General features: G+C 38.0%; 21 protein-coding genes, 1 tRNA gene and 1 pseudogene. 12 read left to right on the top strand and 11 right to left on the bottom strand.

From position 1 onward, the window contains the following. Positions 1 to 71: 71 nt before the first annotated feature. Positions 72 to 1,172 carry a DUF1573 domain-containing protein gene (locus tag M9892_02935; protein ID MCO5253302.1) on the top strand — a complete coding sequence of 367 codons (1,101 nt, stop codon included), beginning with the start codon at positions 72 to 74 and terminating at the stop codon, positions 1,170 to 1,172. A 78-nt stretch (positions 1,173 to 1,250) separates the two neighbouring features. After that, the gene (locus M9892_02930) at positions 1,251 to 2,693 is read left to right on the top strand and encodes a trypsin-like peptidase domain-containing protein (protein MCO5253301.1); all 1,443 of its coding nucleotides are present in this window, start codon (positions 1,251 to 1,253) and stop codon (positions 2,691 to 2,693) included. A gap of 57 nt (positions 2,694 to 2,750) precedes the next feature. On the opposite strand, the gene M9892_02925 is transcribed toward M9892_02930, so the two are convergent. The 3 genes and pseudogenes from M9892_02925 to msrB all read right to left on the bottom strand — a co-directional run bounded on the left by M9892_02925 (position 2,751) and on the right by msrB (position 5,092). Then, positions 2,751 to 3,176 (bottom strand): hypothetical protein, encoded by a 426-nt coding sequence (locus M9892_02925; GenBank protein MCO5253300.1) that lies wholly within the window; start codon positions 3,174 to 3,176, stop codon positions 2,751 to 2,753. A 189-nt stretch (positions 3,177 to 3,365) separates the two neighbouring features. After that, positions 3,366 to 4,598 (bottom strand): annotated as a pseudogene (locus tag M9892_02920) (pyruvate dehydrogenase complex dihydrolipoamide acetyltransferase). 89 nt (positions 4,599 to 4,687) lie between these two features. Next, entirely contained in the window at positions 4,688 to 5,092 is a 405-nt protein-coding gene (gene msrB, locus M9892_02915; GenBank protein ID MCO5253299.1) for a peptide-methionine (R)-S-oxide reductase MsrB, read from the bottom strand. A 184-nt stretch (positions 5,093 to 5,276) separates the two neighbouring features. Between msrB and M9892_02910 the strand changes: the two genes are divergently transcribed. From M9892_02910 to M9892_02900, 3 genes are read left to right on the top strand one after another with little or no spacing between them, the layout of a single operon-like run. Continuing rightward, on the top strand, positions 5,277 to 6,098 hold the full coding sequence (locus tag M9892_02910) for a hypothetical protein (protein MCO5253298.1): 822 nt from the start codon (positions 5,277 to 5,279) through the stop codon (positions 6,096 to 6,098). A gap of 43 nt (positions 6,099 to 6,141) precedes the next feature. Continuing rightward, positions 6,142 to 6,909 (top strand): UDP-2,3-diacylglucosamine diphosphatase, encoded by a 768-nt coding sequence (locus M9892_02905; protein MCO5253297.1) that lies wholly within the window; start codon positions 6,142 to 6,144, stop codon positions 6,907 to 6,909. Positions 6,910 to 6,921: 12 nt separating this feature from the next. Continuing rightward, positions 6,922 to 7,575: a class I SAM-dependent methyltransferase gene (locus M9892_02900; protein ID MCO5253296.1), complete on the top strand. Its 654-nt coding sequence runs from the start codon at positions 6,922 to 6,924 to the stop codon at positions 7,573 to 7,575. Here the strand turns inward: M9892_02900 and M9892_02895 are convergent. Genes M9892_02895 through pdhA form a run of 4 tightly spaced genes read right to left on the bottom strand, consistent with a single transcriptional unit; the run spans position 7,544 to position 11,137 of the window. Then, positions 7,544 to 8,863 (bottom strand): hypothetical protein, encoded by a 1,320-nt coding sequence (locus M9892_02895; protein MCO5253295.1) that lies wholly within the window; start codon positions 8,861 to 8,863, stop codon positions 7,544 to 7,546. The two genes, M9892_02900 and M9892_02895, sit on opposite strands and share 32 nt — an antisense overlap. Before the next feature lie 59 nt (positions 8,864 to 8,922). Next, positions 8,923 to 9,402 (bottom strand): 6,7-dimethyl-8-ribityllumazine synthase, encoded by a 480-nt coding sequence (gene ribH / locus M9892_02890; GenBank protein ID MCO5253294.1) that lies wholly within the window; start codon positions 9,400 to 9,402, stop codon positions 8,923 to 8,925. Continuing rightward, on the bottom strand, positions 9,386 to 10,084 hold the full coding sequence (locus M9892_02885) for a hypothetical protein (protein MCO5253293.1): 699 nt from the start codon (positions 10,082 to 10,084) through the stop codon (positions 9,386 to 9,388). Before M9892_02885 ends, ribH begins: the two co-directional genes overlap by 17 nt. A 51-nt stretch (positions 10,085 to 10,135) precedes the next feature. After that, complete coding sequence (pdhA, locus tag M9892_02880; protein MCO5253292.1) at positions 10,136 to 11,137, bottom strand: pyruvate dehydrogenase (acetyl-transferring) E1 component subunit alpha; 1,002 nt, start codon at positions 11,135 to 11,137, stop codon at positions 10,136 to 10,138. A gap of 60 nt (positions 11,138 to 11,197) precedes the next feature. Between pdhA and recF the strand changes: the two genes are divergently transcribed. From recF to M9892_02860, 4 genes are all read left to right on the top strand, one after another. After that, positions 11,198 to 12,274 (top strand): DNA replication and repair protein RecF, encoded by a 1,077-nt coding sequence (gene recF, locus M9892_02875; protein MCO5253291.1) that lies wholly within the window; start codon positions 11,198 to 11,200, stop codon positions 12,272 to 12,274. A gap of 74 nt (positions 12,275 to 12,348) precedes the next feature. Beyond that, complete coding sequence (locus M9892_02870) at positions 12,349 to 12,651, top strand: DUF721 domain-containing protein (protein ID MCO5253290.1); 303 nt, start codon at positions 12,349 to 12,351, stop codon at positions 12,649 to 12,651. A gap of 19 nt (positions 12,652 to 12,670) precedes the next feature. Continuing rightward, positions 12,671 to 13,321 carry a ribulose-phosphate 3-epimerase gene (rpe, locus tag M9892_02865; protein MCO5253289.1) on the top strand — a complete coding sequence of 217 codons (651 nt, stop codon included), beginning with the start codon at positions 12,671 to 12,673 and terminating at the stop codon, positions 13,319 to 13,321. 34 nt (positions 13,322 to 13,355) lie between these two features. After that, positions 13,356 to 15,833 (top strand): TonB-dependent receptor plug domain-containing protein, encoded by a 2,478-nt coding sequence (locus M9892_02860; GenBank protein ID MCO5253288.1) that lies wholly within the window; start codon positions 13,356 to 13,358, stop codon positions 15,831 to 15,833. A 161-nt stretch (positions 15,834 to 15,994) separates the two neighbouring features. Here M9892_02860 and M9892_02855 read toward each other — a convergent pair whose 3' ends face one another. From M9892_02855 to M9892_02845, 3 genes are all read right to left on the bottom strand, one after another. Next, positions 15,995 to 16,156 (bottom strand): hypothetical protein, encoded by a 162-nt coding sequence (locus tag M9892_02855; protein MCO5253287.1) that lies wholly within the window; start codon positions 16,154 to 16,156, stop codon positions 15,995 to 15,997. Positions 16,157 to 16,218: 62 nt separating this feature from the next. Further along, positions 16,219 to 20,280, bottom strand: a complete 4,062-nt coding sequence (locus M9892_02850) for an Ig-like domain-containing protein (GenBank protein ID MCO5253286.1) — start codon at positions 20,278 to 20,280, stop codon at positions 16,219 to 16,221. Between the two features lie 37 nt (positions 20,281 to 20,317). Continuing rightward, positions 20,318 to 21,019 carry a hypothetical protein gene (locus M9892_02845; protein ID MCO5253285.1) on the bottom strand — a complete coding sequence of 234 codons (702 nt, stop codon included), beginning with the start codon at positions 21,017 to 21,019 and terminating at the stop codon, positions 20,318 to 20,320. A gap of 397 nt (positions 21,020 to 21,416) precedes the next feature. Here M9892_02845 and M9892_02840 point away from each other — a divergent pair. Next, positions 21,417 to 21,490, top strand: a tRNA-Ala gene (locus M9892_02840). A 66-nt stretch (positions 21,491 to 21,556) separates the two neighbouring features. Here the strand turns inward: M9892_02840 and M9892_02835 are convergent. Beyond that, positions 21,557 to 22,405: a hydroxymethylglutaryl-CoA lyase gene (locus tag M9892_02835; protein MCO5253284.1), complete on the bottom strand. Its 849-nt coding sequence runs from the start codon at positions 22,403 to 22,405 to the stop codon at positions 21,557 to 21,559. 8 nt (positions 22,406 to 22,413) lie between these two features. Between M9892_02835 and M9892_02830 the strand changes: the two genes are divergently transcribed. Beyond that, positions 22,414 to 24,342, top strand: a complete 1,929-nt coding sequence (locus tag M9892_02830; GenBank protein MCO5253283.1) for a DUF349 domain-containing protein — start codon at positions 22,414 to 22,416, stop codon at positions 24,340 to 24,342. Next, a complete protein-coding gene (locus M9892_02825; GenBank protein MCO5253282.1) occupies positions 24,342 to 25,130 on the top strand; it encodes a class I SAM-dependent methyltransferase in 789 nt (262 codons plus the stop codon). The genes M9892_02830 and M9892_02825 overlap by 1 nt, the downstream gene beginning before the upstream one ends. The last annotated feature ends 3 nt before the right edge of the window (positions 25,131 to 25,133 follow it).

Below are 25,133 nucleotides of genomic sequence, written 5' to 3'. Positions count from 1 at the left end.
TTCATCATATTTTTGGTAAGAATTTTGTTTGTAAAGACAACTAAATCAAAAACCATATCATCTTTGCAAATATGAAATCAGCAATTATCCGCACCTTGTCATTATTGAGTTTTCTCTTGGTTAGTCAAGTTGTATCGGCACAAGTTGTCAAATCGCCATTCTCATTTGAAGAATATGAACACAATTTTGGAGAAGTTTTTGAATCAGGGGGTGTCATAAGTACTAAATTTTATTTTACAAATACATGGGATAAACCCATATACATCAGTCAAGTCAATGTGAGTTGCGGTTGTACCGAACCGGTTTACAATAAAGATTCAATTAAGCCCGGAGAGAAAGGTTTTTTAACTGCCAGATTTGACCCAAGCGGAAGACCCGGTCATTTTGATAAAGCACTTACTGTTACTTTCAACGATAATCCCGGTTTTACTGTTCATCTTACTATCAAAGGCGATGTTATTTCTGTTACTAAACCCGTCAAGGGAAAATACTCTATTTTGTATGGAAATACTTCCATGAACTCAACCACATTTGACTTTGGTGAAATAAAACAGGACAAAGAATATGTTGCCAAAATCAAGATTTCTAATGACGGCTATAACCGCGTGCAGTTCTTGGGATTTCAGGATTTGCCCAAAATATTCCAGGTTGATTATCCGCAATATCTTAATTCCGGTGATACTGCTGTGATGACACTCAAAGTCAACAAAGCAGATATGACAGAATATTGGGGTGAGTTCAATTTCAGACTGATTTTGCTTTCAAATGATTATCAAATGAGTCAGAAAATTGTTTACGTAAAGGGCAAAAAAACACAAGATTTCTCCAAACTTTCCAAAAAAGAATTGGCAGTCGCTCCGATAATCAAAGCAGAAACAACTTCTGTTAAGTTTGATAAAATAAAAATCGGAGGTGTAGCATCCAAGACCATAATCATCACCAATAAAGGAAAAACAAACTTAGAAATAAGAAAAATTCACTACGCTTGTTATTGTTTCAAAGGAAGTATTGAAAAAGAAATAATTGCACCGGGAGAAACCGTTACACTCACATTGACCTTTGACAGTATTGGGCAAAGGGAAGGTAAATTATATCGCGGAATTACCATATACTCAAACGACCCCAAAAACTCTGAATTGATGATATATGGTGAAACGGAAATTGTGAAGTAATTGATTTGGTGAATATTTCCGTGCATTTTAACAAAAGTTTCAATTGATTTTTTGAGATTTATTAATTTTGCCTAACTCATGAAACAGAAACTTATTTTGCTCTTAGGCGCTGCTGTATTTGGCTTTGGCGGTGCATGGTTGTTCAGCATTACAAACAAGACTTATTATAATTTTTCAGATGAGTTAAGCTCTGCTGAAAATAAGTTCAAATCATCCGAAGTGTCGTTTCAAAGTGCATCAAAGCCTTCGGATGTGACAGATTTTGTGCAAGCGTCTGCCGTTACTACACCTTCTGTTGTGTTTATTAAAACAACAGCAGAAGTAAGAACTGCAAGCCCTTTCTGGTTTTTTGATTATGATCCGTTTGGAAGTATAGGACAGGTTGCAAGTACCGGCTCAGGTGTTATTATGTCCAAAGACGGTTATATTGCTACAAACCTACATGTGGTCAAAGATGCGGTTAAAATAGAAGTTGTTCTGAATAACAAAAAGAAAGTATATACCGCCAAATTAATAGGCTCCGACCCTTCTACTGATTTAGCGCTTATTAAGATTGAAATGGACAATCTGCCGGCAATTAAAACAGGTAATTCAGATAATCTACAAATCGGAGAATGGGTGCTGGCTGTTGGTAATCCCTTCAACTTGACATCGACTGTTACAGCAGGTATTGTGAGTGCTAAAGGAAGAAATATCAATATTGTACACAACCAATTCCCGATAGAATCTTTTATTCAGACGGATGCTGCTATTAACCCGGGAAATTCCGGTGGAGCATTAGTCAATACCAAAGGTGAGTTGATTGGTATTAATACTGCAATTATGTCGCAAACCGGTTCATACAGCGGATATGGTTTTGCTATTCCTGTCAATATTGTTATCAAAACAGTCAAAGACCTCATTGAGTTTGGAGAGGTTCAAAGAGGTTTTACGGGTATGGATGTGGCTGATATTGATTATGAAACTCAACAAAAATTGAAAATCTCATTCGATGATGGGGTATATGTTGCTAATGTTTTGGAAGATGGTCCTGCCTTCAAAGCAGGCATCAGGGCAGGGGATTTGATTGTTGGAATTCAGGACAGAATTGTGGATGCCAAGTCTTCTTATGATGAATATTTATCATACCAAAGACCGGGAGATAAAATTAAAATCAGTTATAAAAGGGACGGAAAAGTTAAGGATGCCGTGCTTACACTTATCAATAAACAAGGGAATACCGATTTGATTAAGAAAACATCAGTTCGGTCGGATGAATTGGGAGCAGACTTTTCTAAGGTTACGAAATTAGAAATGCAACGTTATGGTATTGATTATGGTGTCAAAGTGAGCGAAGTTCGTTCTGGATTTGTACGCAGAATGGGTTTGTCTGATGATTTTATCTTTGTGAAATTTAATGGCAAAGAGTGCAGAGAGCCTAATGATCTAATTCAATGGTTGTCACAAGCCAATGGCAGAATACAGATTGAAGGTATCTCTGCTGATGGACAACGCAAGTATTATAATTTCTACGGGTATTAAAACAAAAAAGGAGTAATGTTTCCATTACTCCCTTCTTAATATTTTTAGGTGTTGCAATTAGTCTTTAGACTTAAAGTGTATTACTATTTTGTCTTTATCATCCATATACTCAAACCAAAGTTCGGAGTTAGTAAGTCGTCTAATAGTCCATGTTTCAGTTTCATTATCAATTGTAATTAAAATTTTTGTTTTATCAGAATTAAACTCCCATTTGCCGTTGTCTCCTTCGCCATCAACAAACACTTCATACGTTCCATCACTTTTAAATGTAAAGGAATTGTCTTTGATAACGCTTAGCATTTCGTGTGTATAATCTTTCTCATTAAGGAAGTATTTTTCAATTTCCCACTTGCCAACAAGTCTTGCTTTCTTGGAGCGTAAACTCATAGAAGGCCCGTCTTCGTATTTCTTACATGATGAGAAATTAGTCGCTACAAACATCAGAGATGCAGCAATCAGAATAGTTGAAATGATTTTTTTCATAAGTAATTTTGATTAGTTCGTGGCAAAAGTAATAATAAATATGTTTTTACGTGCATGATTTTTAATAATTGATTTTGCAAAAGCATTTTAACCATCTGGTTATCAATAAGAAGAATCATTTTTTCTTGTGCAAAAAAAACGGGTTATTGAAATAACCCGTTTTTATAATAAATGAAATCTATTCATTGACTATACCAGCATTTTTATAGGGTCTTCCATATATCCTTTAAATGTTTGAAGGAATTTGCTTCCCACAACTCCATCCACCACTCTGTGGTCACAGCTAAGGGTAACCTTCATTACTTTCTTAGCAATGATTTTGCCCTCCACAATCGCAACGGTGTCTTTCACAGAACCAACAGCAAGAATACAAGCATCGGGAGGGTTGATGATAGCTGTAAACTCTTCTATTCCAAACATTCCCAAGTTAGAAACAGTAAAAGTATTGCCTGCCCAATCCTGAGGTTGTAGTTTTTTCTCTTTAGCTTTTTTGCCAAATTCTTTCACTTCTGCACTGATTGCAGATAGTGGTTTTTGGTCTGCAAATCTAACTACCGGAACTAAAAGCCCTTCGTCCACCGCAACCGCAACGCCCACATGAATATGCTGGTAGGTTCTGATTTTGTCACCCAACCAAGAAGAATTTACCTGAGGGTGTTTTCGCAATGCCATTGCAACCGCTTTCACAATAATGTCATTCACAGAGATTTTAACATCACCATTGGCATTGATTCTTTCTCTTGCTGTGAGTACATTGTCCATTTCTATTTCCATGGTCAAATAGAAGTGTGGCGCACTAAATTTGCTTTCTGCCAACCGAGCTGCAATAGTTTTGCGCATTTGCGAAACCGTAACTTCTGTGTAGCCCTCTTTGCCTAAAGCAAAAGAAGCATTGCCTGTATTGATAGCAGGGGTGTAGTTTTCAATATCTTTTTTAATAATTCTGCCGCCTTCACCGGAACCGATTACAGCGTTGATGTCAATGCCTTTGTCAGAAGCCATTTTTTTAGCAAGTGGAGAGGCTTTCAAGCGACCGTCATGGGAAGAGGTGTCTTGATGTGATTGTGTTGAAGGTTGAACAAGTGTTGTAGCAGCTTTCTTTTCTTCAGCAGGTTTAGATTCATTTTTGTTGTCAGAAGAATTACTATTGCTTTTGGTAGATGCCAAGAGAGCAGAAAAATCTTCGCCTTTGTTGCCCAATACAGCAATTGCGCCCCCAATGGGAACAGTAGTTCCTTCCGGTACCAGTAACTCCAATAGAGTGCCGGATTCAAAATTTTCCAAGTCCATTGTTGCTTTGTCTGTTTCAACTTCTGCAAGGATGTCTCCGGGTTTTACTGTATCTCCTTTTTTCTTACTCCATTTGACCAAAACACCTTCTTTCATGGTGTCGGTCATCTTATTCAGGGCGATTAATTTTGCCATTGTCTGGGTTACGTTTTATAAGGTGCAAACCTATTCCAATTCAACCGATTTACAAAATGCCACGATTCCAATTTAGAGATAAAGCCTTAGTGTGCCTCTTTTTTTTCAAAATTCAGGCATACAGAGTTGATACAATAGCGTTGAAAAGTGGGTGACGGACCGTCATCAAACACATGCCCAAGATGGCTCTCACATTGTGCACACACTACTTCGGTTCTTGTCATAAAATGGCTGTAATCCGGTTTGAGAATGACCGATGATTTATTCAAAACATCGGAATATGAAGGCCAGCCACAGCCTGCATTAAATTTTGTTTCGGAGTTGAAAAGCGGATTGCCACACCCTTTGCAAACAAAAGTGCCTGCTTCCCAAAAATCATTAAACTTGCCACTGAACGGCTGTTCTGTGCCCCTTTCACGCAATACCCTATATGATTCTGTATCCAACTGTTGTTGCCACTCCGCTTCGATTTTGATTACTTTTTTTGTCATTAGTGCTTTGAGATGAGCTTACAAATATCCGGTTTGAAATTGATGTTGAGTCAAAAGTAGAATAATTAAATTTATTTGTCGATTAGTATTTGTCATCACGTATAAATACAAAATAATTATACGTTAAAATATTCAATTTGGCATTTCGCCATTTATTTAAATTAATAACTAATAAACAATAATTATGAAAAGTAAAATCTTCTTGTTTCTATTCTTGTTGCCTTTCAGCAGCTTGTTGGCGCAACAAACCTACAGTATAGATGATGCTATTAAGAAAAATTTAGTCTCAGTCATTATTACGGGTGTCAAATCCGATTTGTCAAAGAGCGAAGGATCAACACATTATAAAGATTGTCTTATGGCTCAGATTGTTAACAAAACCAATGCAGCGCTTGTGATAGATTTTGAAACGGGTAGATTGCTACCTTCTTTTGATACAAGTGTTCAAACCATGTTATTGACTAATCGTGCAAAGGTGCTTGTGCAGCCGGGTAAATCAAGAAAAGTGAGACTTTTTGCAATGTGCAGCCAAAAACATAAAGGTGCGCCCAATGAGAAAAAAAGTTTTAGAATCGGAACAATGGCACATGATGGATTGGTTGCCCTTGCAAAATTTATAGAGAAAAAAGGCTATCAAAATCAAACCGGACAAAATGCTGTTTGGGCTATAACAGACAATAATGATATTACCGATATGAGCAAAGGGTCTATAATGGAAAAAGAATTATTTGCTTTTGTACAGAAGGTGAAAAATATAGGTACTATTCCCAATCAAACATTTAAAGTTCAATTTATTAAGGATTTCAACCAGCAAGGATTTATATCGGTTAAAGTCTTTAATGATAAGGGGATTATGGTAAAAACTCTTGCTCAAGATAAGACATCAAGTATTGGGCAGAATATGTTTGAGTTTTGGGTAAATGATAATGAATTAGGTAAAGGAAAATACAAAGCAGTACTTTTTATTAATGGTGTTGCAAATGAGCAAAGGGATTTTGAGTTTTAATTTATTTTAAAATAAGCTGGAAAATCCGCACTTTTGAACCGCTTTGGGCGAGTCAAGAAATAAGATTTATTTTGCTTCTGATTTTCATTTGGGGTTTGAACGAGAATCAGACAATCATACACGTGAGATAACGGTGGTCAAATGGCTTTCGCAGATTCAAAAAGATGCTGCCGAAGTCTATTTGTTGGGTGATATTTTTGATTTCTGGTTTGAATATAAAACAGTAATTCCAAAAGGATTTACCAGATTTTTGGGCAAAATTGCAGAGATGGTGGACTCCGGAATTGCGGTTACTATATTCAAAGGAAATCATGATATGTGGATGTTTGGCTATTTGGAGAAAGAGTTAGGAGTGAAAATCATTTCTGACGAATTATGCATTGAAAGAGCAGGTAAAAAATTCTTTCTGCATCATGGAGATGGTCTGGGGAAAGGAGAATTTGGTTATAAATTTATAAAATTCATTTTTCGAAATACATTTTTTCAATGGCTCTTTGCCCGTTTTCATCCTAACTTCGGAATCAGATTAGCAAAATTCTTATCTGCCGGAAGTCGGAAGGCTAATTATCGCTCTGACCTTGAATACAAAGGTGACGACAATGAGTTTTTGACACAGTTTGCGCTTTCAAAACTCAAACAAGAATATTTCGATTATTTCATTTTTGGACATAGACATCTGCCTTTGGATATTCATCTACAGAACAATTCACGTTACATCAATTTGGGAGAATGGGTTACGCATTATACCTATGCTGAATTTGATGGAAATGGTTTAGAATTGAAAACTTATTCAGGCAATCTGATTGTGTAATGGTTCATACAAATGCAGCTGTTAAGAAAAGTTTATTATAGGTTCAAAGTGGCTATTGCGTATTTGCAATCACCGCGTTATGCAATCAAAAGAGGCTATATCCACCGAAAAAGAATCAAGACTTTTAATGATAACTCTTTGACAGATGAATATCAAAATGAAGTTTACATCAGAGCGCGTGAATTATATGAAGGAAAACAACTAAAATCATTGCTGGATGTGGGCTGCGGTTCTGCATACAAACTAATAAAGTTTTTTCCGAATGAACAGAAAGCCGGTGTTGAACTGGATATAGGTTTTTTGAATGCTAAATATCCGGAACTGCAATGGTTTGATTATCAGAATCCAAGTTGGAAATCATTTAAAGCTGAAATGTTGATTTGTGCGGACGTAATTGAACATGTTCAAGACCCTGATGTTTTTATGCAAACACTCTCCGAACATACTCAAATCAAATATTTTGTATTCAGCACTCCCGAACGAGATTTAGAAAACTCCCCTTGGACTTACGGACCTCCCAACAATGAATGTCATTACAGAGAATGGTCTTTTGGAGAATTTGAAAACTTTATTTCAAACTATTTTGAAATCATAGAACACATCATTTCCAATCAAGAACAAAGAACGCAGTTGGTTATTTGCCGTCCTCTACACCTTCAGGAGTAGCTTTCTGTTGCTCTTGCTGCATTTTTTCAAACATATCTATAATCTCTTGCGGAGGTTGCATCGCTTTGATTTCTTCTTCTGTATAAACACGCTCAATTTTGGCTTTAATTAATGCACTTGTGTTAGGAGAAGAATAGAAAATAACATTACCGAATAAACTGAATTTATCGATGGGATATCCCAAATTAGGGAAATTATAAGTGCGTGCGCCAATCGGACTGATACCAATCATTTGACCGTTCTGTTCAAAAACAATATATCTGTTTTCAAGGAATGCGATGAATTTCGAAGATTCAAAGTCCAGAAAATTACCTAACAATGTGGTTTGTTTGATTTTGTAGTATTGAGGTTTAGAATAAGGAATACTCAATTGGAATGTTCCCATAGGACCTTTTCTTTGGGTTTTATTCAAACTGTCCAATTCTTTTTCCGAAACAAATTGAATTCCTTGGCGACTATAGAATAAAGAACCGTTAGGAAGTTTTGCATAGCTGAATGATTCTCTTTTGGTAAACTTATTCATGTCAACGCTCACCAATGGAATAGGATAGTTATTAGGTTCAAATTTTCTCAAAAATCCTAGATAATAATTGACTGCATAAACATATCCGTCATAATAGAAGAAACTGTCAGATAGGTCGTTATTATTCATGTTGAACATATCTACCCAAGAGTTAAATGGGCAGCCACCTTCATATTTTTCAGGTAACATGGGCTTGCCTTTATCATAACTTAATGTGATTGGAAATCCGGTTTCATCTCTTGTAATAATAAATCTTTGAGTATAAACAGGATTAGCAAAATCAGCATGGGTTGGAACAGCCCAGACAATTTTCTTTTTCTTCAAATAATAACAAATTTGCGACCTCTTGCCTTTGTAATCTGCAATCAGATACACATGTTTTCCGTCAGAATAGGGTGCATTGTCAATATTGGCAAAGGGTAATTCATCAATCAAAGCACCGTCTTTTTTATTGACACGCTCCACATTATTGACATTTACAAAATATACATTGTCTTTGTCAAGCCATACATTACCTGCGAATTTAGAATCAGAGAGGGTGTATTTCCAAGTATAAACGTCCAAGTTGCTAATATCCTTTTTATCTTTGGCTTCATAATAAAATGCTCTTTTGTTTTTGGTTGTAATAACCCATGCACTGTCTTGAATGAAAAAATTATCTACCATGAGTTCAGGGTCAGAAAATTTAATTAAATCCTGAGTTTGCGCTACAGCAGAAAATAACACCAATGTTATTAAGGAAAGCGTTTTATGAATATGTCTCATACGTTCTGCAATTTTAGGGAATCTGAACAGAAAAGAATATGCCAAACAGATAAAATGATTTAGTTTTTCAATGAATTCAGCATCTTCAAAGCGGTAACGGCAGCTTCTACGCCTTTATTACCATATTTTCCTCCGGCTCTGTCTTCGGCTTGTTGCTGATTGAGTGTAGTAAGAACGCCAAATGAGATAGGTTTGTTAAATTTAAGGCTCACTTCCATAATACCATTCGCGCAGGAATTGCACACAAAATCAAAATGAGGGGTTTCGCCTTGAATCACACAACCTATACAAATCACGGCATCAATAAAAGAAGATTCCGCTAATTTTTGTGCTGCCAAAGGTAATTCAAAACTTCCCGGCACCTTAACTGTCTTGATATGCTTCTCCGAACAACCGGACTGAATCAACGTTTCATAAGCACCCTGATACAGCTTTGAAGTAATTTCCTCGTTCCATTCAGATACAACAATGCCGAAACGTGCGGTTCCGGCATGGGGTAGATTTTCGAACTCAGAGAGGTTTTTATTTTTTGTTGACATCCGGATTGTATTTTCCTGATTTAGCTTCTATAAAACCCTGATATTTCTGTAACTCTTTCTTGAAATCATCAGAGATGTTTTCCTCTTTTGTCATTCTGTCAATGAGTTGAAGAGCATCGTCATATTGTTTTAGCTCTATATAAACATTCAATGCTTTTTGCACATGAATCGGGGTTGTAAGGTCGTTGATGCTATAATCAATGGCTTGCTTATAATAATTAAGTCCTTCTTTGAAATCAGCTTTTTCTACATAAGCATCTCCAATACAAGCCAATACCAGCGCACCTACTAACTTGTCATCATTAGAATCAAATTTTTTCAGATACTTAATGGCATTGTCATATTCACCCAATTTCAGATAGCTTATTCCAGCATAATAGTTGGCAAGATTTCCTGATTTAGTGCTAGAATAATCAGAGCTGATTTGCACTGCACTTTTGAACCCGGGGGCTCCATTCACAACCAGCCGGAATGAATCCTGTCTGAAATAATCCTGAACCTTGGCTAACAATTCTAATGATTCTTTTTGTTTAGGCGCGGATATATATTTCTCATAAATAATGAAACCGGCTACAATAGCTAAGACGGCTAATGTACCAATGATAATGGGTTTCTTTTTATATTCTACAAAGTCAATAATTCTGTGGTAGAAATCGTTCTCGTGGTGATTATGTTCTGTCATTCGGGGTTAAAAAAAATTTTGGCAAAAGTAATATTTTGTTTTGGAAAAAAATTAGTCTGTAATAAATGGATAGTCTCCTATATATACATCGGTGAATAACTCGGAAGCATCAGGAAATTCGCTGTTTTCTGCAAATTCGACTGCTTCATTTATGATCTTTTCAATCTTGGCTTCCTGTTCATCAAAGTATTTTGCATCGGCAAATTTGTTTTTCAGCATGGTTGCTTTGGTTGTTTCAATTGGGTCTTTTTGCTTATATTCTTCCAATTCTTCTTTACTTCTGTATCTTGCCGGGTCAGACATTGAGTGTCCTCTGTAACGGTAAGTTTTTATTTCGAGAAAAGTAGGTCCATTCCCTTTTCTGGCTCTGTCAACGGCTGAAGCAATGGCTTCGTGTACACTCTCGCAAGCCATACCATCCACCTGAAACGAAGGCATGTCATAAGAAGCACCTATTTTGTAAATATCCAATTGGTTAGTGGTTCTTTCGAGCGAAGTTCCCATAGCATATTCATTATTTTCTACTATGAACACCACCGGTAACTTCCAAAGCATTGCCATATTAAAAGTCTCGTGCAATGCGCCTTGTCTTACTGCTCCGTCACCCATATAGGTCAAACAAACGTTGCCGGTTCCTTTATACTGCTCTGCCAAGGCAATACCTGCTCCCAACGGGATTTGTCCTCCAACAATCCCATGACCGCCATAGAAATTATGTTTCTTGGAGAACATGTGCATTGAGCCACCTTTTCCTTTGTTGCTTCCTGTCTCTTTGCCATACAGTTCTGCCATCAGGTATTTAGGTTCAATTCCGGCAGCCAAAGCGTGTCCGTGGTCACGGTAGGCAGTTATCAACGGGTCATTAGGTCCAATGGCGCTCATGGTGCCGGCAGTGATTGCCTCTTGCCCGTTGTATAAATGAAGGAATCCTCTTATTTTTTGTTGGCTATACATTTGGGCACATTTTTCTTCAAATCGTCTGGTTAATAACATTAACTCATACCATTTGCGGTAAGTTTCTTTTCCAAATGTTAGCTTTGCAGTCTTACTCATGAGTGTTTTTTTAAGTGAGCGCAAAAATATATTTTTTTACCATACCTATCAACCCAATCCATGTGGCTCAAAAAATTGAGAATATCCAACTTTAAGAATCACACAAAGGCGGAACATGAGCTCCCCAAAGGCTGGGTGTGTATCACCGGTCCCAATGGGGTTGGCAAAACGAATATATTGGATGCCATTTGGTATTTGGCAAACAGCCGAAGCTATTTTAATCACCTTGACCAACAACTGATTAAGCATGATGCTCCTGGATTTAGCCTCAAAGCTGAGTTTGAGCATGATGTTCCGGTGGAAATTGTGTGCAGACTTGAAGCAGGTAAAAGAAAACAGTTGTTGTTGAATGATGTACCTGTGCGCAAACTCTCGCAGTATCTTGGTACTGTACCTGTGGTCATGATTTCTCCTTTTGATATCGCTTTGATTCTGGATGGGAGTGAAGAGAGAAGAAAGTTCATGGACGTGGCATTGTGTAAGGTTTACCCCGAATATTTGCAAGCCTTAGACCAATATAAAAAAGCATTAGAGAGCAGAAATAAACAACTTAAACTCTTTGCCCAACAAGGAGTGAGGGATGTGGAGTTGCTCGAAGCATTTAATAGAGTTTTGGTTGAAACCGCACCCGTCTTGCACTCTTTCAGACTTAACTTTGTGCACGAACTTGCCCTGCATTTCAACCCAATATACCAACGACTTTCCGGAGATAAGGAAAAAGCTGAAATAGTGTATTCGTCTCAGTTGAACGAAAGAACCATGAAAGAATGGTTACAAATGCAATTAGAAAAAGACTTGATTCTTGAACGCACCACCAAAGGGATACATCAGGATGATTTGGAGTTTTTGTTGCATGGTTTTCAGGTCAAAAAATTTGCATCTCAAGGACAGACTAAATCATTTGTGATTGCCTTGCAAATAGCGCTGTTTGAATGGTTGAGAGAAAAAAAAAGAATCACTCCCATACTCCTTCTTGATGATATTTATGAGAAAATTGATGCCCAACGTTCCGAATCACTGATGCAAATCATTCACGAACTCAAACCCGACCAGATTTTTGTAACCGATACGCACAAAGACAGAGTACAAAAGAATATTGAGCATTTTGATGGCAGACATTTCTTTTGGGATATGTAATGTTTGCGTTGAATTATGTATGAATTCCGATACTGATTAGTAATTCGTTTTCATTATTTTTGTAGCACTTTTCAATGAAAGATTACAGACTGCATACAGGAGGATACTCGATTGAGGAAGCATTGGAAAAGATGTTTAGTTCCTATCATATCAAAGACAAAGTGGATTTGAGTAAAATCAGAACCTATTGGAACGAGATTGCCGGGGCTGTCATAGCAAAATACACTACCGACCTGTATATGCGGAAAAAAGTGCTCTATATAAAAGTCTCAAACTCCATGCTCAAACAAGAGTTGAACTATATGAAAGCAAACCTGATTCAGTCTATCAATGATTATTTCAAGAGTGCTGTGGTGGACGAAATCGTAATCAATTAAAAAATCTAATTTTGACCCCATGAGTCACATAGTTGCACCCTCTATACTTTCTGCAAATTTTGGCAAGTTGAACGAAGCCTTTGAAATGATTAACCAAAGTCAGGCAGATTGGTTTCATGTGGATGTGATGGATGGTGTTTTTGTGCCCAATATCTCCTTTGGTTTTCCGGTCATTAAAGCACTCAAAAAAGTAGCACAAAAACCGTTGGATGTGCACCTTATGATAGTACAGCCGGAGCGATATATTGATGATTTTGCAAAAGCCGGAGCAGATATACTTACGGTTCATTACGAAGCATCCACTCATTTGCATAGAACCTTGTCAGCCATCAAAGAAGCCGGTATGAAGGCAGGCATTGCCATTAATCCACACACACCCATCAGCAGCCTCAAAGATATCTTGTATATGGCTGATTTGATTTGTATGATGAGCGTAAATCCAGGTTTTGGTGGTCAAAAATTTATTGAGAATACTTATAACAAAATCAAGGAGCTCAAAGCCATGAGCCATGCACAAAACCTAAATCCTTTTATTGAAATTGACGGAGGAGTAACTATTGCTAATGCCAAATCATTGTTAGATGCCGGTGCAAATGCGCTTGTTGCAGGAAATACAGTGTTCTCTGCCGACAATCCCTTAGAGGCGATTGTGGCACTTAAAAATGCTTAAAATATTATCCATCAAAATCCGTTAAATCTCTATTGTGCTTAGAATCTTGCCTTTGATTATCATTTCATTGTTCAGCATACTGAATGTGAAAGGACAAGAGGAGCACAATCCTGTTGTCTATGGCAGAGTTCTCTCCGATGATAAACCTCCCAAACCTATTGCAGATGTTCAGATTATAATCAATGGAGTTTTTAAAGGCGATCTTTCAAACGAATCAGGTAGATTTGAGGTGGAAATACCCGCCAATACTCATGTCTTGCTTATTTTTACTTATGCAGGAATCAGTTCCAAACTGAACATTGAACCCTTAACTGCCGGAATAAGAAAAAAAATAGATGTTACTCTTGAAGCCAAAGTACTTGAAGGTGTTGATATCAGGGATTCTAAGCGACCTATGGGGAATATTATTAAGTTGAATCCTAAGATAGCAACTCAACTGAAGGGTGTAGGTTCTGGGGTAGAGGGTATTATCAAAACGCTACCCGGTGTAGCATCGGGAAATGAGTTGAGTTCGCAATACAATGTCAGAGGCGGTAGTTATGATGAAAACTTAGTTTATGTCAATGATTTTGAGGTATTCAGGCCGCAATTAGTCCGAACAGGACAACAAGAAGGGTTGAGTTTTATCAATCCTTTTATGGTAAATAATATCACCTTTTCTGCCGGTGGCTTTGAATCAAAATACGGTGATAAGATGTCTTCTGTATTGGATGTGGAATACCGCACCCCGCGCAAATTCGAAGCAGTAGGAGAAGTTAGTTTCATGGGAGCGGAATTCAATATGGGCGGTATGAGCCGCAATAAAAGGTTATCCTATATTGCAGGTCTCAGATACAGAGCCAATAATTATATCCTCAATTCATTGGATGTGGAAGGACAATATAACCCGAGATTCCTCGATTTTCAATCTCTCATGGTATATCATTTTAACCGAAATTGGAGGGTGGAATGGCTTGCCAATATTTCTCAAAATAAATACCAACTCATCCCCATTTCGCAAACAACTTCATTTGGTACTATTCAAACTGCTTTGCAACTTTATGTGGGGATGGCAGGAAATGAAGTAATGGAATACAATACTGCCATGTCGGGTATTTCCTTTGTTTTTGAGCCATCTAAGGAGCTTACGCTCAAGTTTATGACTTCGGGGGTGAGTTCTGTTGAATCAGAGAAATACGATATTTTTGGTGCTTATGAGTTGAATCTTATTGAAAACAATATGGGCTCGGATGATTTTGGTAATGCCATAGCAACTCTGGGTCAAGGGTATTTTATTAACCATGCACGCAACCAGCTTTTTTATCAAATTATGACGGCAGACCACAAAGGGAGTTATAAGCCTTTGAACCGAAATATTGATATCAGTTGGGGAATTGGTTTCAGAAGAGATATCATTGAAGACAAATTCAATGAATGGCGTTACAACGATTCTTCCGAATACAATATCAATCCTCGCAATCTTTCATACGACTCTATTTTTCTATCAGAATACATCAACTCGAAAATCAACCTTGTCAATAATAGGATTCAGAGTTTTGCTCAAATGTCATGGACGATTGACCCTGCTAATGCACAGCAAATTACTTTCGGGCTGCGTTCGCATTTTAGTTCGCTCAATAATCAGAATGTAATTAGTCCACGTTTACAGTATTCAATAGAACCCAATCGGAAGTATAATCAGAAAGTACTCTATGACAGCCTGCAAAAGAAGGACTATGTGCTAAGAGCTGCCACGGGATATTATTATCAACCTCCTTTTTATCGCGAAATGCGTGATTTTGAAGGTAACATCAATACTGCGCTCAAAGCCCAACGCTCCATACATTTTATTGCCGGTGCGGATTATTATTTCAAATGGTGGAACAGACCTTTCAAGTTGTTTACGGAGTTATACTATAAGGACTTGGACTATCTCGTTCCTTTTGTGGTTGATAATATGCGTATTAGATATTATGCCGATAATGCTTCGCATGGTTATGCTACAGGGCTTGACACGCGCGTAAATGGTCAGTTCATTCCGGGTTTAGAGAGTTGGTTTACGTTCTCATTCCTTAAAACAAGCGAAAAAATCCGCTATATAGACCAAAACGGAGTTGAAGTAGAATCTCCTTATCTGCGCAGACCTACAGACAGGAGAGTGAGTGCTTCTCTCTTTTTTCAGGATGAGTTGCCTATTCTACCCGATTGCAGAGTCAATTTGAACATGGTTTTTGGTGCTCCGCTTCCTTATTTCTTGCCTGGTGAAGCTCGCTATCATGAGGGAAATAAAATCCCTGCATACCGAAGATTGGATGCCGGTTTTAACTATGTGTTTTTGAAAGAGGGCGACAAAACCAAGAAACTTTCCAAAACATTTAACTCACTTTGGGTAGGTTTGGAAGTATTTAATATGCTTGGAATCAACAATGTCATTTCCTATTTGTGGGTAAAAGACATTAATAACAATGTCTTTGGTGTACCTGAATTTCTGACTTCCAGAAGAATTAGCCTGAGAATAGTAGCAACAATCTAAACGTACTTTAAAATCTCCAATCAGTACAATGGATACTGTATTTTTTTAATGCTTGTTTCATCAAATTAGCTTCAATCTATACATAAGCAACATGGAATTAAGCCTTCAAGTATTAAATGAATATGAATTCACCCCTCACCTGTCATCCTGAGTGTCTCGCTTCAGCGAGATGTATCGAAGGATGACCAAGTAGTTTCGTTTTCTCCATAAGTGTCTCGCCCAAAACCACCCCACCTGTCATCCTGAGTGTCTCGCTTCAGCGAGATGTATCGAAGGATGACAAAAGAACCCACTACTTTGCTATAGTTTGAAACGTCAGTCACTATAAACAAAATACGAGCCTAATATTAGGCTCGTATTGTATGTAAGAATATATAAATTTTCTCTAATCTAATTTGACAAAAGCAGCTTTGACCTTTATAGTCCCTTTATCATAGATTCTAATAAAATAAGAACCCTGAGCAAGACTGCTTACGTCAATTTTAACATCTTCACCCATGCCACCATTGCTTGACAAAACAACCTGGCCGAATGAATTATAAATTTCATAACTCAAATTGCTGGTTTGCAAACCACTCAAATTAAGTTCATTATAACATGGATTTGGGAAAATAAGTACCCCTCCTGCGAGAGCAAGGTCTTTTTGGAGTTTTGCTATTCTCAAGTCCTTTCTGTTACCGTCATAATCGGTTTGAGAAATTTTATAATAAACCAAAGGTTCAGGTGTTGTATAATCAATCAAAGAGTAATTATTCTCAGTGTAGCTTGTACCGGCACCTTTCATATTGCCGACAAATATCCATTCTTGTTTATTGTAGCTCCTTTCAATGGTAAAGAAGTCATTGTTTAACTCACCTGCCGTTGTCCAAAGTACATCTACTTGCTTTTCGTAAGGAACAGGTGTGAATTTAATGAGTTCTACGGGCAAGAGTGTCAAATCAAAAACCTGAATATACAAAGTAGCTTCTGCACATGCTGTTCCCTTACATACCTGATATGGAATAACTAACGTACCGGTGTCAAAAAACGGAGAGGGTGTATAACTATAACTTCCATCACCATTAATAGTAAATACGCCATATACAGGGTCATTCACATTTTGAGGCGAAATAGACCATGTACCGGATGCATTAGAAAAATCATTAGCCAATAAACCCTTGGCTGCACTTACACTTATGGGTGTACTACTGAAAGTATATATATAATCATCACTTGCAACCGTCATTCCCGGAGTGGAAGGTGCATTTACGGTAATTACTACCATTGCGTCTTGACAGGTGCTGGTGGATGTGTCACAAACATTATAAAAGAAAGTATCATTGCCATAAAAACCATTATTAGGTCTGTATTCAATATTACCACTACCATTAACAGTCAGTGATTGACTGTTCTTGGCAGCAACTGATATGGTAGGAGCATCCAAAGTACGTAAACTTCCAACTTTGCCAAAGATGTTAGAAATGGCATCATTAGCCCTCACATTGATTGTTAGAGTTGTTGGGCTTACATCGTGTCCATACATAACTGCCATATCTGGGTTAGTAGTGGGATTGTTTGAGTTTACACGAGAGTCAGATACATTGATAGTTATGAGTTCCGGAATGCATACTTGGATTGGAGAAGGTGTGCAAGCATTAATAGTAAAACGATACAAGCCCGGATTGGGTGATGAAAATGTATAAGAGCCATCAGAACTTACACTTCCGCTTGCTCCCAGAGGGTTAGAGGGGTCTGCACTCGCTAAGCTATATTCATAGCCTGCCGGGAGATTGTCGTTGGTAGAAACGTTTCCACTCACACTTGTTCTGATGGTGGTTGCGTTCATGTCTTGTTCTGTATATCGGTTATCTACCATAAAGTGAATTCTGGAGTTTGCGCACGCTGAAGGTGTGCCATTGTCGCAGGTCTGATAGGTAAAGCTGGCTATACCCCAAAAACCGGTTGCCGGTGTAAATGTAAATGCACCGTTTGCAGCAACACTAAATACCCCAACACCTGCTACTGTACTAGTCTGAAGTGTTATTGTTTGTGTGTTTCCTTCGGGGTCGCTGTCATTGGTTTTGACATTGCCGGATATTTGGTTGTTTCTGGAAGATTCAAAATAGTCTGTTACGGCAAGTGTTGTGTTTTGTGTTGAATCTCCCAATACAAAGATTTTTTGAATACCCTGAGCACATTTTGCAGGCGAAGCGTTATCACACACTTCGTACCCATAAGTGATGTCCCCTACAAAACCTGAAACAGGCGTAAACTTAATGCTGCCATCTGCGTTGACAACCAATGAACCCTGAGTTATAGGATTGGGTGTTCCCCAAACAATAGATACAGAACTTGTGTCTATATTTGTGTTTGGATTGCCTGATTGGTCATTTGCCAATGTCTTCAAAGTAATATCCGAATTATAGTTTGTTTTCAAAAAGCCAATATCTGTTGCTGCTGCAGGTGGGTTGTCCAAAGTGGTCAAATCTTTTAAGTATATTGTTAAATATTCTACCTGACAACCGGATACCTGTCCCGGGTTACATATCGCTATGGTATATACATAAGTACCGGCTATATCTGCACTGAATGTATAGGTGCCACTGGAATCAAGATTTATTGAAGGGCTGCTTCCGGAAGGTGAAGACACTAATGTTGGAGCAATCTTATAAGGGTTTGGAGAATATGCTATCTGGTCATTTATGGAAATATCTCCGGTAACAGATGTATTAATAAGTCCGACATTATAATCGGGAGCGGTAAACTTACAACGAACTACCTTGTATTCTGCCGTATCTAACAGATCTCCACATACAGTTTTTGTTTTAGCTTCTACTTTGACTCTGCCGGGAGCAGTAAAAATTAACATCGTATCTTTATCAATACTTGCAATACCTGATGGAATTTGACTTATTATCCTAAATGTGGCATTAGTGTCCGTGCTGGATAACACAAACTCTGTTTCATAGCAATTGCCGCTTCCCCCTAAAATTATTTTTGGTTTAAAGTTTATATCAGGTTTGCTGGGTACTCCGCAGATTTGAACTGGTGCGGTAGCGTATGTATAAGAAGTTTCATTAGTATTTGTGCCACTTCCGTTTCCCATACTTCCGTGTATCCTATGACCAACATAGCCAAAATTTGGGTCACATTGTTTTACCACCATGCTAGTATGCCCCCCGGTTTCTACCACAAGGATTGAATCTCGTTGTAAAGGAACACCGGAAGGTGTATTGTTAATACCATCAGGAATAGCGGGATCAGAATTAGCTCCGGAACCTCGTCCAAGCATTCTGCCGTCATTGCCGCCCCATCCATAAATCATCTTGCTTCGGTTTACTGCATTGATTGCAGAAGTAGAATTAGAATTAGCTTCTCCCTTATCATGTTCATTGGGGCTAAACCAGGCTATATCAGTCATATAAGTGGTATTGTCAGTATATTCACACTGCACCCAACTCCGTCTTCGAGTTGTGGTGAAGTCACCTAGTTGACCATTTGTATTATTACCCAAGGCATATAAATCTCCAGAAGAAGACAAAACAAAATATGATTGGCGCGAATCATCGTTATTTCTCGACATACCGATCATTTTAATTCGCTTGCCGGCACCTAAGCTGGGTTTGGTCATTTTAGTAGCATAATTTTGAGTATTTTCATTTGTATTATTTCCTATATACACATCTTCACCCCAAGTCCAAATGTCATCATTTTTGTCTAAGGCAAACAAACCCTTATTAGTCCCGCGACATGCAACAATGTCTTTCAGAAAAGCACTGGCACCACTTCCTGTTTTTACGCGATACCAAGTAGTGGCATTTCCGGTATTGTTGTTTCCACGGCAACTGCCATCTTGTGAAATGACCCACACATCTCCTCCACAAGTTGTGATAGCCAAAGTATGATAGGTGGCAAATAACATGCGAATATCAGATGGTGTTACTCCACTTGGCAAACCCATAGCATTTGAATTAATAGTAAGTTTTTGGAAAGTAGTAGCACTGGTAATCGAGCCATCCAATACTTCTCCTTCTCTGCCCCAAGCAAATAAGCCGTGGGTGGTTAATACAATAAATTGATGAACATTCGCATTAGTTCCGCCCGCTTCCGAACCTAATGAAACCCTAAGTATTTGACCGGTTAGTCCGGGGTAATTTGTAGAATTAATCTCTAGTGGTGACAGCAAATGATTAGTGCCACCGCCTTGGTATGCTGCATTCTGTCCCCAAGCGGAATATGTACCATCGGAATTTCGTACTAAAGTAGCATGGAATCCGGACACCATATTGTCATATTCAATTGTTGCTGCAATTGTATCGGAATTGATACCATAATTGCTATAATCCGTACTGGCGCAACCAGCGGGTGGTGTAGCACAAATTTGTTGTGCTTGTATGTTTCCAAAACTCAAAAAGCAAATAACTAAACTGCTTTTGAAGAGGTTTTTGAGTGAGAAAAGATTTTTCATTTTTCTTTTTTTTCTAAGAGTTGATAATGAGGAAAATTTATGGAATCATTTCAGGTTTGTAATAACACTGAATATCACCGTTGTAGTCAAGGAAATCAAACATGATATAGGAGCCGGAAGTGGCAACCCCTGTCAAATTGTATTGCAAAATGTTAATACCCGGCATCAATACGGTGTTTGGGTTAGAAAGTGCGCCTTCAATAGTGGTGCGAACGCCTGCACTGCGAAAGTACGGATGAGGATATACCACAGGTTGGTTGTTGAATATGTCCACTTGGATAGTGATAGTTACTGTGCTGCCGTTCATGTCTTTGTCTCCAATGATGTCATCAGATAGTGCAATCGAATTCATGTCAAATGTAATTCTGACCGGGCTAACGCTTACTTCAATGATGTCGGGATAATGCACTTCGTCATGGTCATTGGGGTCATAGTTTGGTGTGTTATTTTGCAAAGCAATACTGTATTCACCCGGAATGTTGAAGATATAGCTTGATAAAGTGTTACCATCTCCACTCGCAATAACAATGTCGGAATTCTTTTGTGTAATTGTCCAATGAATGAATGGTGTCAATTCGTAGTGATTGCCCAAACTTTGTTTATAGGAAATAGTTGTAGTGATAACATACGGATTATCTGCTTTTACAGAAGTCCATGAACCCAAGAATAATATTGCAGTTAATGCGAATAATACTACATTATACCGGGTCTTAAACGATGACAAACTTGTTTGTTTCATAATATCTATTTTACTTTTTATTATAAGTATAAAATTACCTTTTTATGCCTAACTTTATAGGTCTCTTAAAATGGGCGCGCAAATGTAAATTGAATTTTGTTTTAAAATAGCAATTTTTTTATGCACATTTTTATTTCTTGATGTGAAAATCATACGTGTTCGCATAGTGTATTTAAAATCAATGTATTAATGAATTAATTCATGTATATTAGCTTTTGTTGTGTCGATAAAATAAACCTAAATGTCGAGCCTTTTGTTGGCTTAATATGGGTATAATTTATCATAATAGTATATAAAATTTAAGAAACTTTGTGGGCTATTGTACAGTCATTTTTAATGTATCTACCACATAAATTTGCACGTGAAAAAACATTATTATTGCACGCTCTCACAAGAAGGGGCATTAGCTCAGCTGGCTAGAGCGCTTCCATGGCATGGAAGAGGTCATCGGTTCGACTCCGATATGCTCCACAACATTACAATGGCGTTCATCAAAATATGAAACTATTAGATAGTCTTTATATTAGTACAATGTTATTAATTGAAGACACGGGTAGCTAATAGAAGTGCATCTTCAAGTTTTTTCTTGTCTATTCTGTGTGATTCACCCACAGCATCCAAGAATGATATGAGGTTTTCAGTAGGTAAATTTCCGGTTAATTCGTCTTCGGCAAAAGGACAACCGCCAAATCCTTTGATAGCCCCATCAAATCTTCTGCACCCTGCTTGGTAAGCAGCTTCTACATTGTGCAACCAGTTGTCCGGTCGGGTATGCAAATGTGCACCAAATTCTATTTCCGGGAATTTTGGAATTAAATGAGAAAATAAGGTTGTAATATCGTGTGGGCTTGCTTTTCCGATAGTGTCGCTTAATGAAATTTGTTTGATTCCGAGTACAATTATTTTGCTCACCCATTCTTCTACTAATTCGACAGACCATGCTTCTTTGTATGGATTACCAAACCCCATTGAAATATAGGCTACTACCTCTTTGCCCGATTGAATAGCCAGATGCTGAATCTGTCCCAACAGTTCGTACGACTCTTCCCTTCCATGATTTGTATTGCGTCTTTGGAAAGTATCCGACACCGAAAAGGGATAGCCCAAATAATCAATCTTGGCAATTTGACAAGCTTCTTCTGCTCCGCGCAGATTAGCAATAATAACGAGCAATTTTGTGTTGCCCTTGTCGTCAATGTTTTGCAACACTTGCTTGGTGTCTGCAAGTTGCGGAATAGCTTGTGCTGAAACAAAACTGCCACAGTCCAATATGTCAAAATTGCAAGATAAAAGTGCATTGATATATTCAATTTTCAGCGCAGTGGGTATCTGATTATGAATGCCTTGCATCGCATCTCTCGGACACTCAATTATCTTTACTGTCATAACGAATTTTGAGGTGGTCAAAGATAGAGTATTTTTCTATCTTTGCACCCCTTTATCAGGATTATATAGGGATAGCAATGACCGAAAAACAAGAACAAGACAAACTGCACGAAGAGGTTGAAGAAAAAAAAATTCATGCGCTGGAGAGTGCCGGAAACAAACATGAAGAGGAAGATGAGTTTGATGAATCCGAGTCCAACTCAGACCGAACCGATTACTCGGGTTTTGACAAAGATGACTTTGTTAAAAAAGCCAAAGAATTAATTTTTGCGCCCAGCATTACAGATGCCCACGAATCATACAAAAAGATGAGAATTCTTTTTGATGATATGGTCAAAAGTGAAAGAGAACAGATGCTCAAAGAATTTGTGGCTGCCGGCAATGAGCCCAGAGAATTCAGAGTGCCGGTTGACGAACAAAAGAATGAATTTTATCAAGCTTATACTCAGTTTCTTGAACGAAGAGCAGCAGAATTTGCCAGAGCAGAAGAAGAAAAACTGCTTAATCTGAAACTAAAAAATCAAATTTTAGACAAAATCCGAGTGCTGACAGATTCTGAGGAGACAGAAAACAGTTTGGATGAACTCAAAAAACTCCAACAAGAATGGCGACAAATTCGCAGAGTCCCCCGCGATCGCATGGAAGAACTATGGGAAAAATACCGTGTTTTGATGGATAAGTTTTATGATAAATTGAGTATTTATCATGAGCTCAAAGAGTTGGATCGCCAGAAAAACTTAGAAGCCAAAATCGACCTAATCAAAAAAGCAGGAGAGTTGTTGGAAGAGAAAACCTCAGTTAAGCACTCTCATATTTTGTTGAATAAACTGCATGAAGACTATAAAACCATAGGACCGGTGCCCAAAGAATTCACAGAAGATATTTGGCAACGCTTCAAGGCAGCATCAGACAAAGTAATTGAGCGAAACAAAGCAGTTATTGAAGATCTGAAAGAAAAGCGCAAGCACAATTTAGACCTCAAAACTGTTATTTGTGATAAAGTACAGCAGATTGCATCATTGGAATACAAGACTCCCAAAGAATGGAATCAAAAAACAATCGAAATTGAAGCCCTGTTTGAAGAATGGAAAGGTATTGGACCCGTGCCTGAATCCGTAAGTGACCAAATTTGGAAGCGTTTTAGAGAGGCTCAAAATGCTTTTTATAAAAATCGAAAAGAGTTCTTTGCTGCAATCAATCAGAATAAAGATAAGAATTATGAGCTTAAAATCAAACTGTGCGAAAAGGCTGAAAAACTTAGCGACAGCAATGATTTTGACAGAACCGGACTTGAATTGATTAAGTTACAGGAAGAGTGGAAAACCATTGGTGCTGTCCCCGGAAAACAATCCGAAGAGATTTGGACTCGTTTCAGAGCCGCTTGTGATACATTTTTTAAACGCAGAGATATTCACAGAACTGCTGCCAAAGAGGACGAAAAAGAGAACCTCAAGGCTAAAGAAGCACTTTTGTTGAAGTTGCAAACCCTGCAAGACAGTAAAGAAGAAGATAAAAGCAAAGTCATTGATGAGCTTCGCAATGTTCAAAGAGAGTGGTCTAAGGTAGGTTTTGTGCCTAAAGCCAAATTTGCAGATATCAATAAGAAATACGAGAATCTGAATGATGCAATTCTAGCTAAACACAAGCTTTCAGGAGACGAATTCAAGCAAGGCAGACTCAAAGAACATTACGAAATGTTAGCGCAAAAGCCCAATAGTTTCGGGGCTTTAAAGGATGAAGAAAGGAAGCTTTCCGGCAGAATCAGAATACTCTCGGAAGAGATAAAAACATTTGAAAATAACCTTGGATTTTTTGCTAATTCCAAAGGTGCGGATGCCCTCAAGAAGCAATTTGAAGGAAAAATATCAAAAACCCGTGAACAAATTGAGAAGTTAGAAGCAGAACTCAAGATGCTTCGCTCCGTAATGCGTAAATAATGTCGTTGAGAAGTGTAGCTCTTTTGCCTGAATACATCGGCTATTTGCTCTTAGCTAAAAGCAGACACGGTACGCACTCTCCATTTGTATATGAATTTGCAGAAAATGTGCTCTACAAACGTTTTGACAATGCATTGTTCTATGACATTGAACTTGTGCGTCAAAATATGCTCAGTTCGTCCGCACAGATTCAAGTAGAGGATTTTGGCGCAACAAACAAGGCTCAATACAAAGCATCGCTACCCAAGTTGGTGGCACGTTCATCCAAAAATAGTAAGTATGCAAAACTGCTGTACCGCATTTGCCAATACTATCAGCCTGAAATTACGATTGAACTCGGTACGAACTTTGGAATCAGTGCCATGTACCAGGCAGCAGGGTTGAGACATGGCAAACTATTTACTATTGAAGGTAGTCTGAAAATTGCTGAAGTGGCTTATTATAATTTCCAAAAAATAGGTTTTGGTGAAAAAATTCAACTGCTGCACGGAGTGTTTGATAAAGCATTACCCGCATTGTTAGAGCAACTCCCAAGGGTTGATTACGCTTTTATAGATGGCAACCACCGCAAAGAGGCCACATTGAAGTATTTTGAAATGCTGCTTGCTAAGTCTCACAACAACACAATTTTTGTTTTTGATGATATTCGCTGGAGCGCAGAGATGCAGGAATGTTGGGATTGGATTAAAAGTCATGAAAGAGTTACAGTAACGATTGATTTATTTTTCATGGGAATTGTATTTTTGCGCAAAGAACAAGAAAAAGAACATTTTGTATTAAGATTTTAAAGC

Source organism: Bacteroidota bacterium (assembly GCA_023957335.1).
GTDB lineage: Bacteria > Bacteroidota > Bacteroidia > NS11-12g > UBA955 > JALOAG01.
Note: the sequence above shows the minus strand (reverse complement) of the source record. Positions and strands in the feature narration are given on the sequence as shown.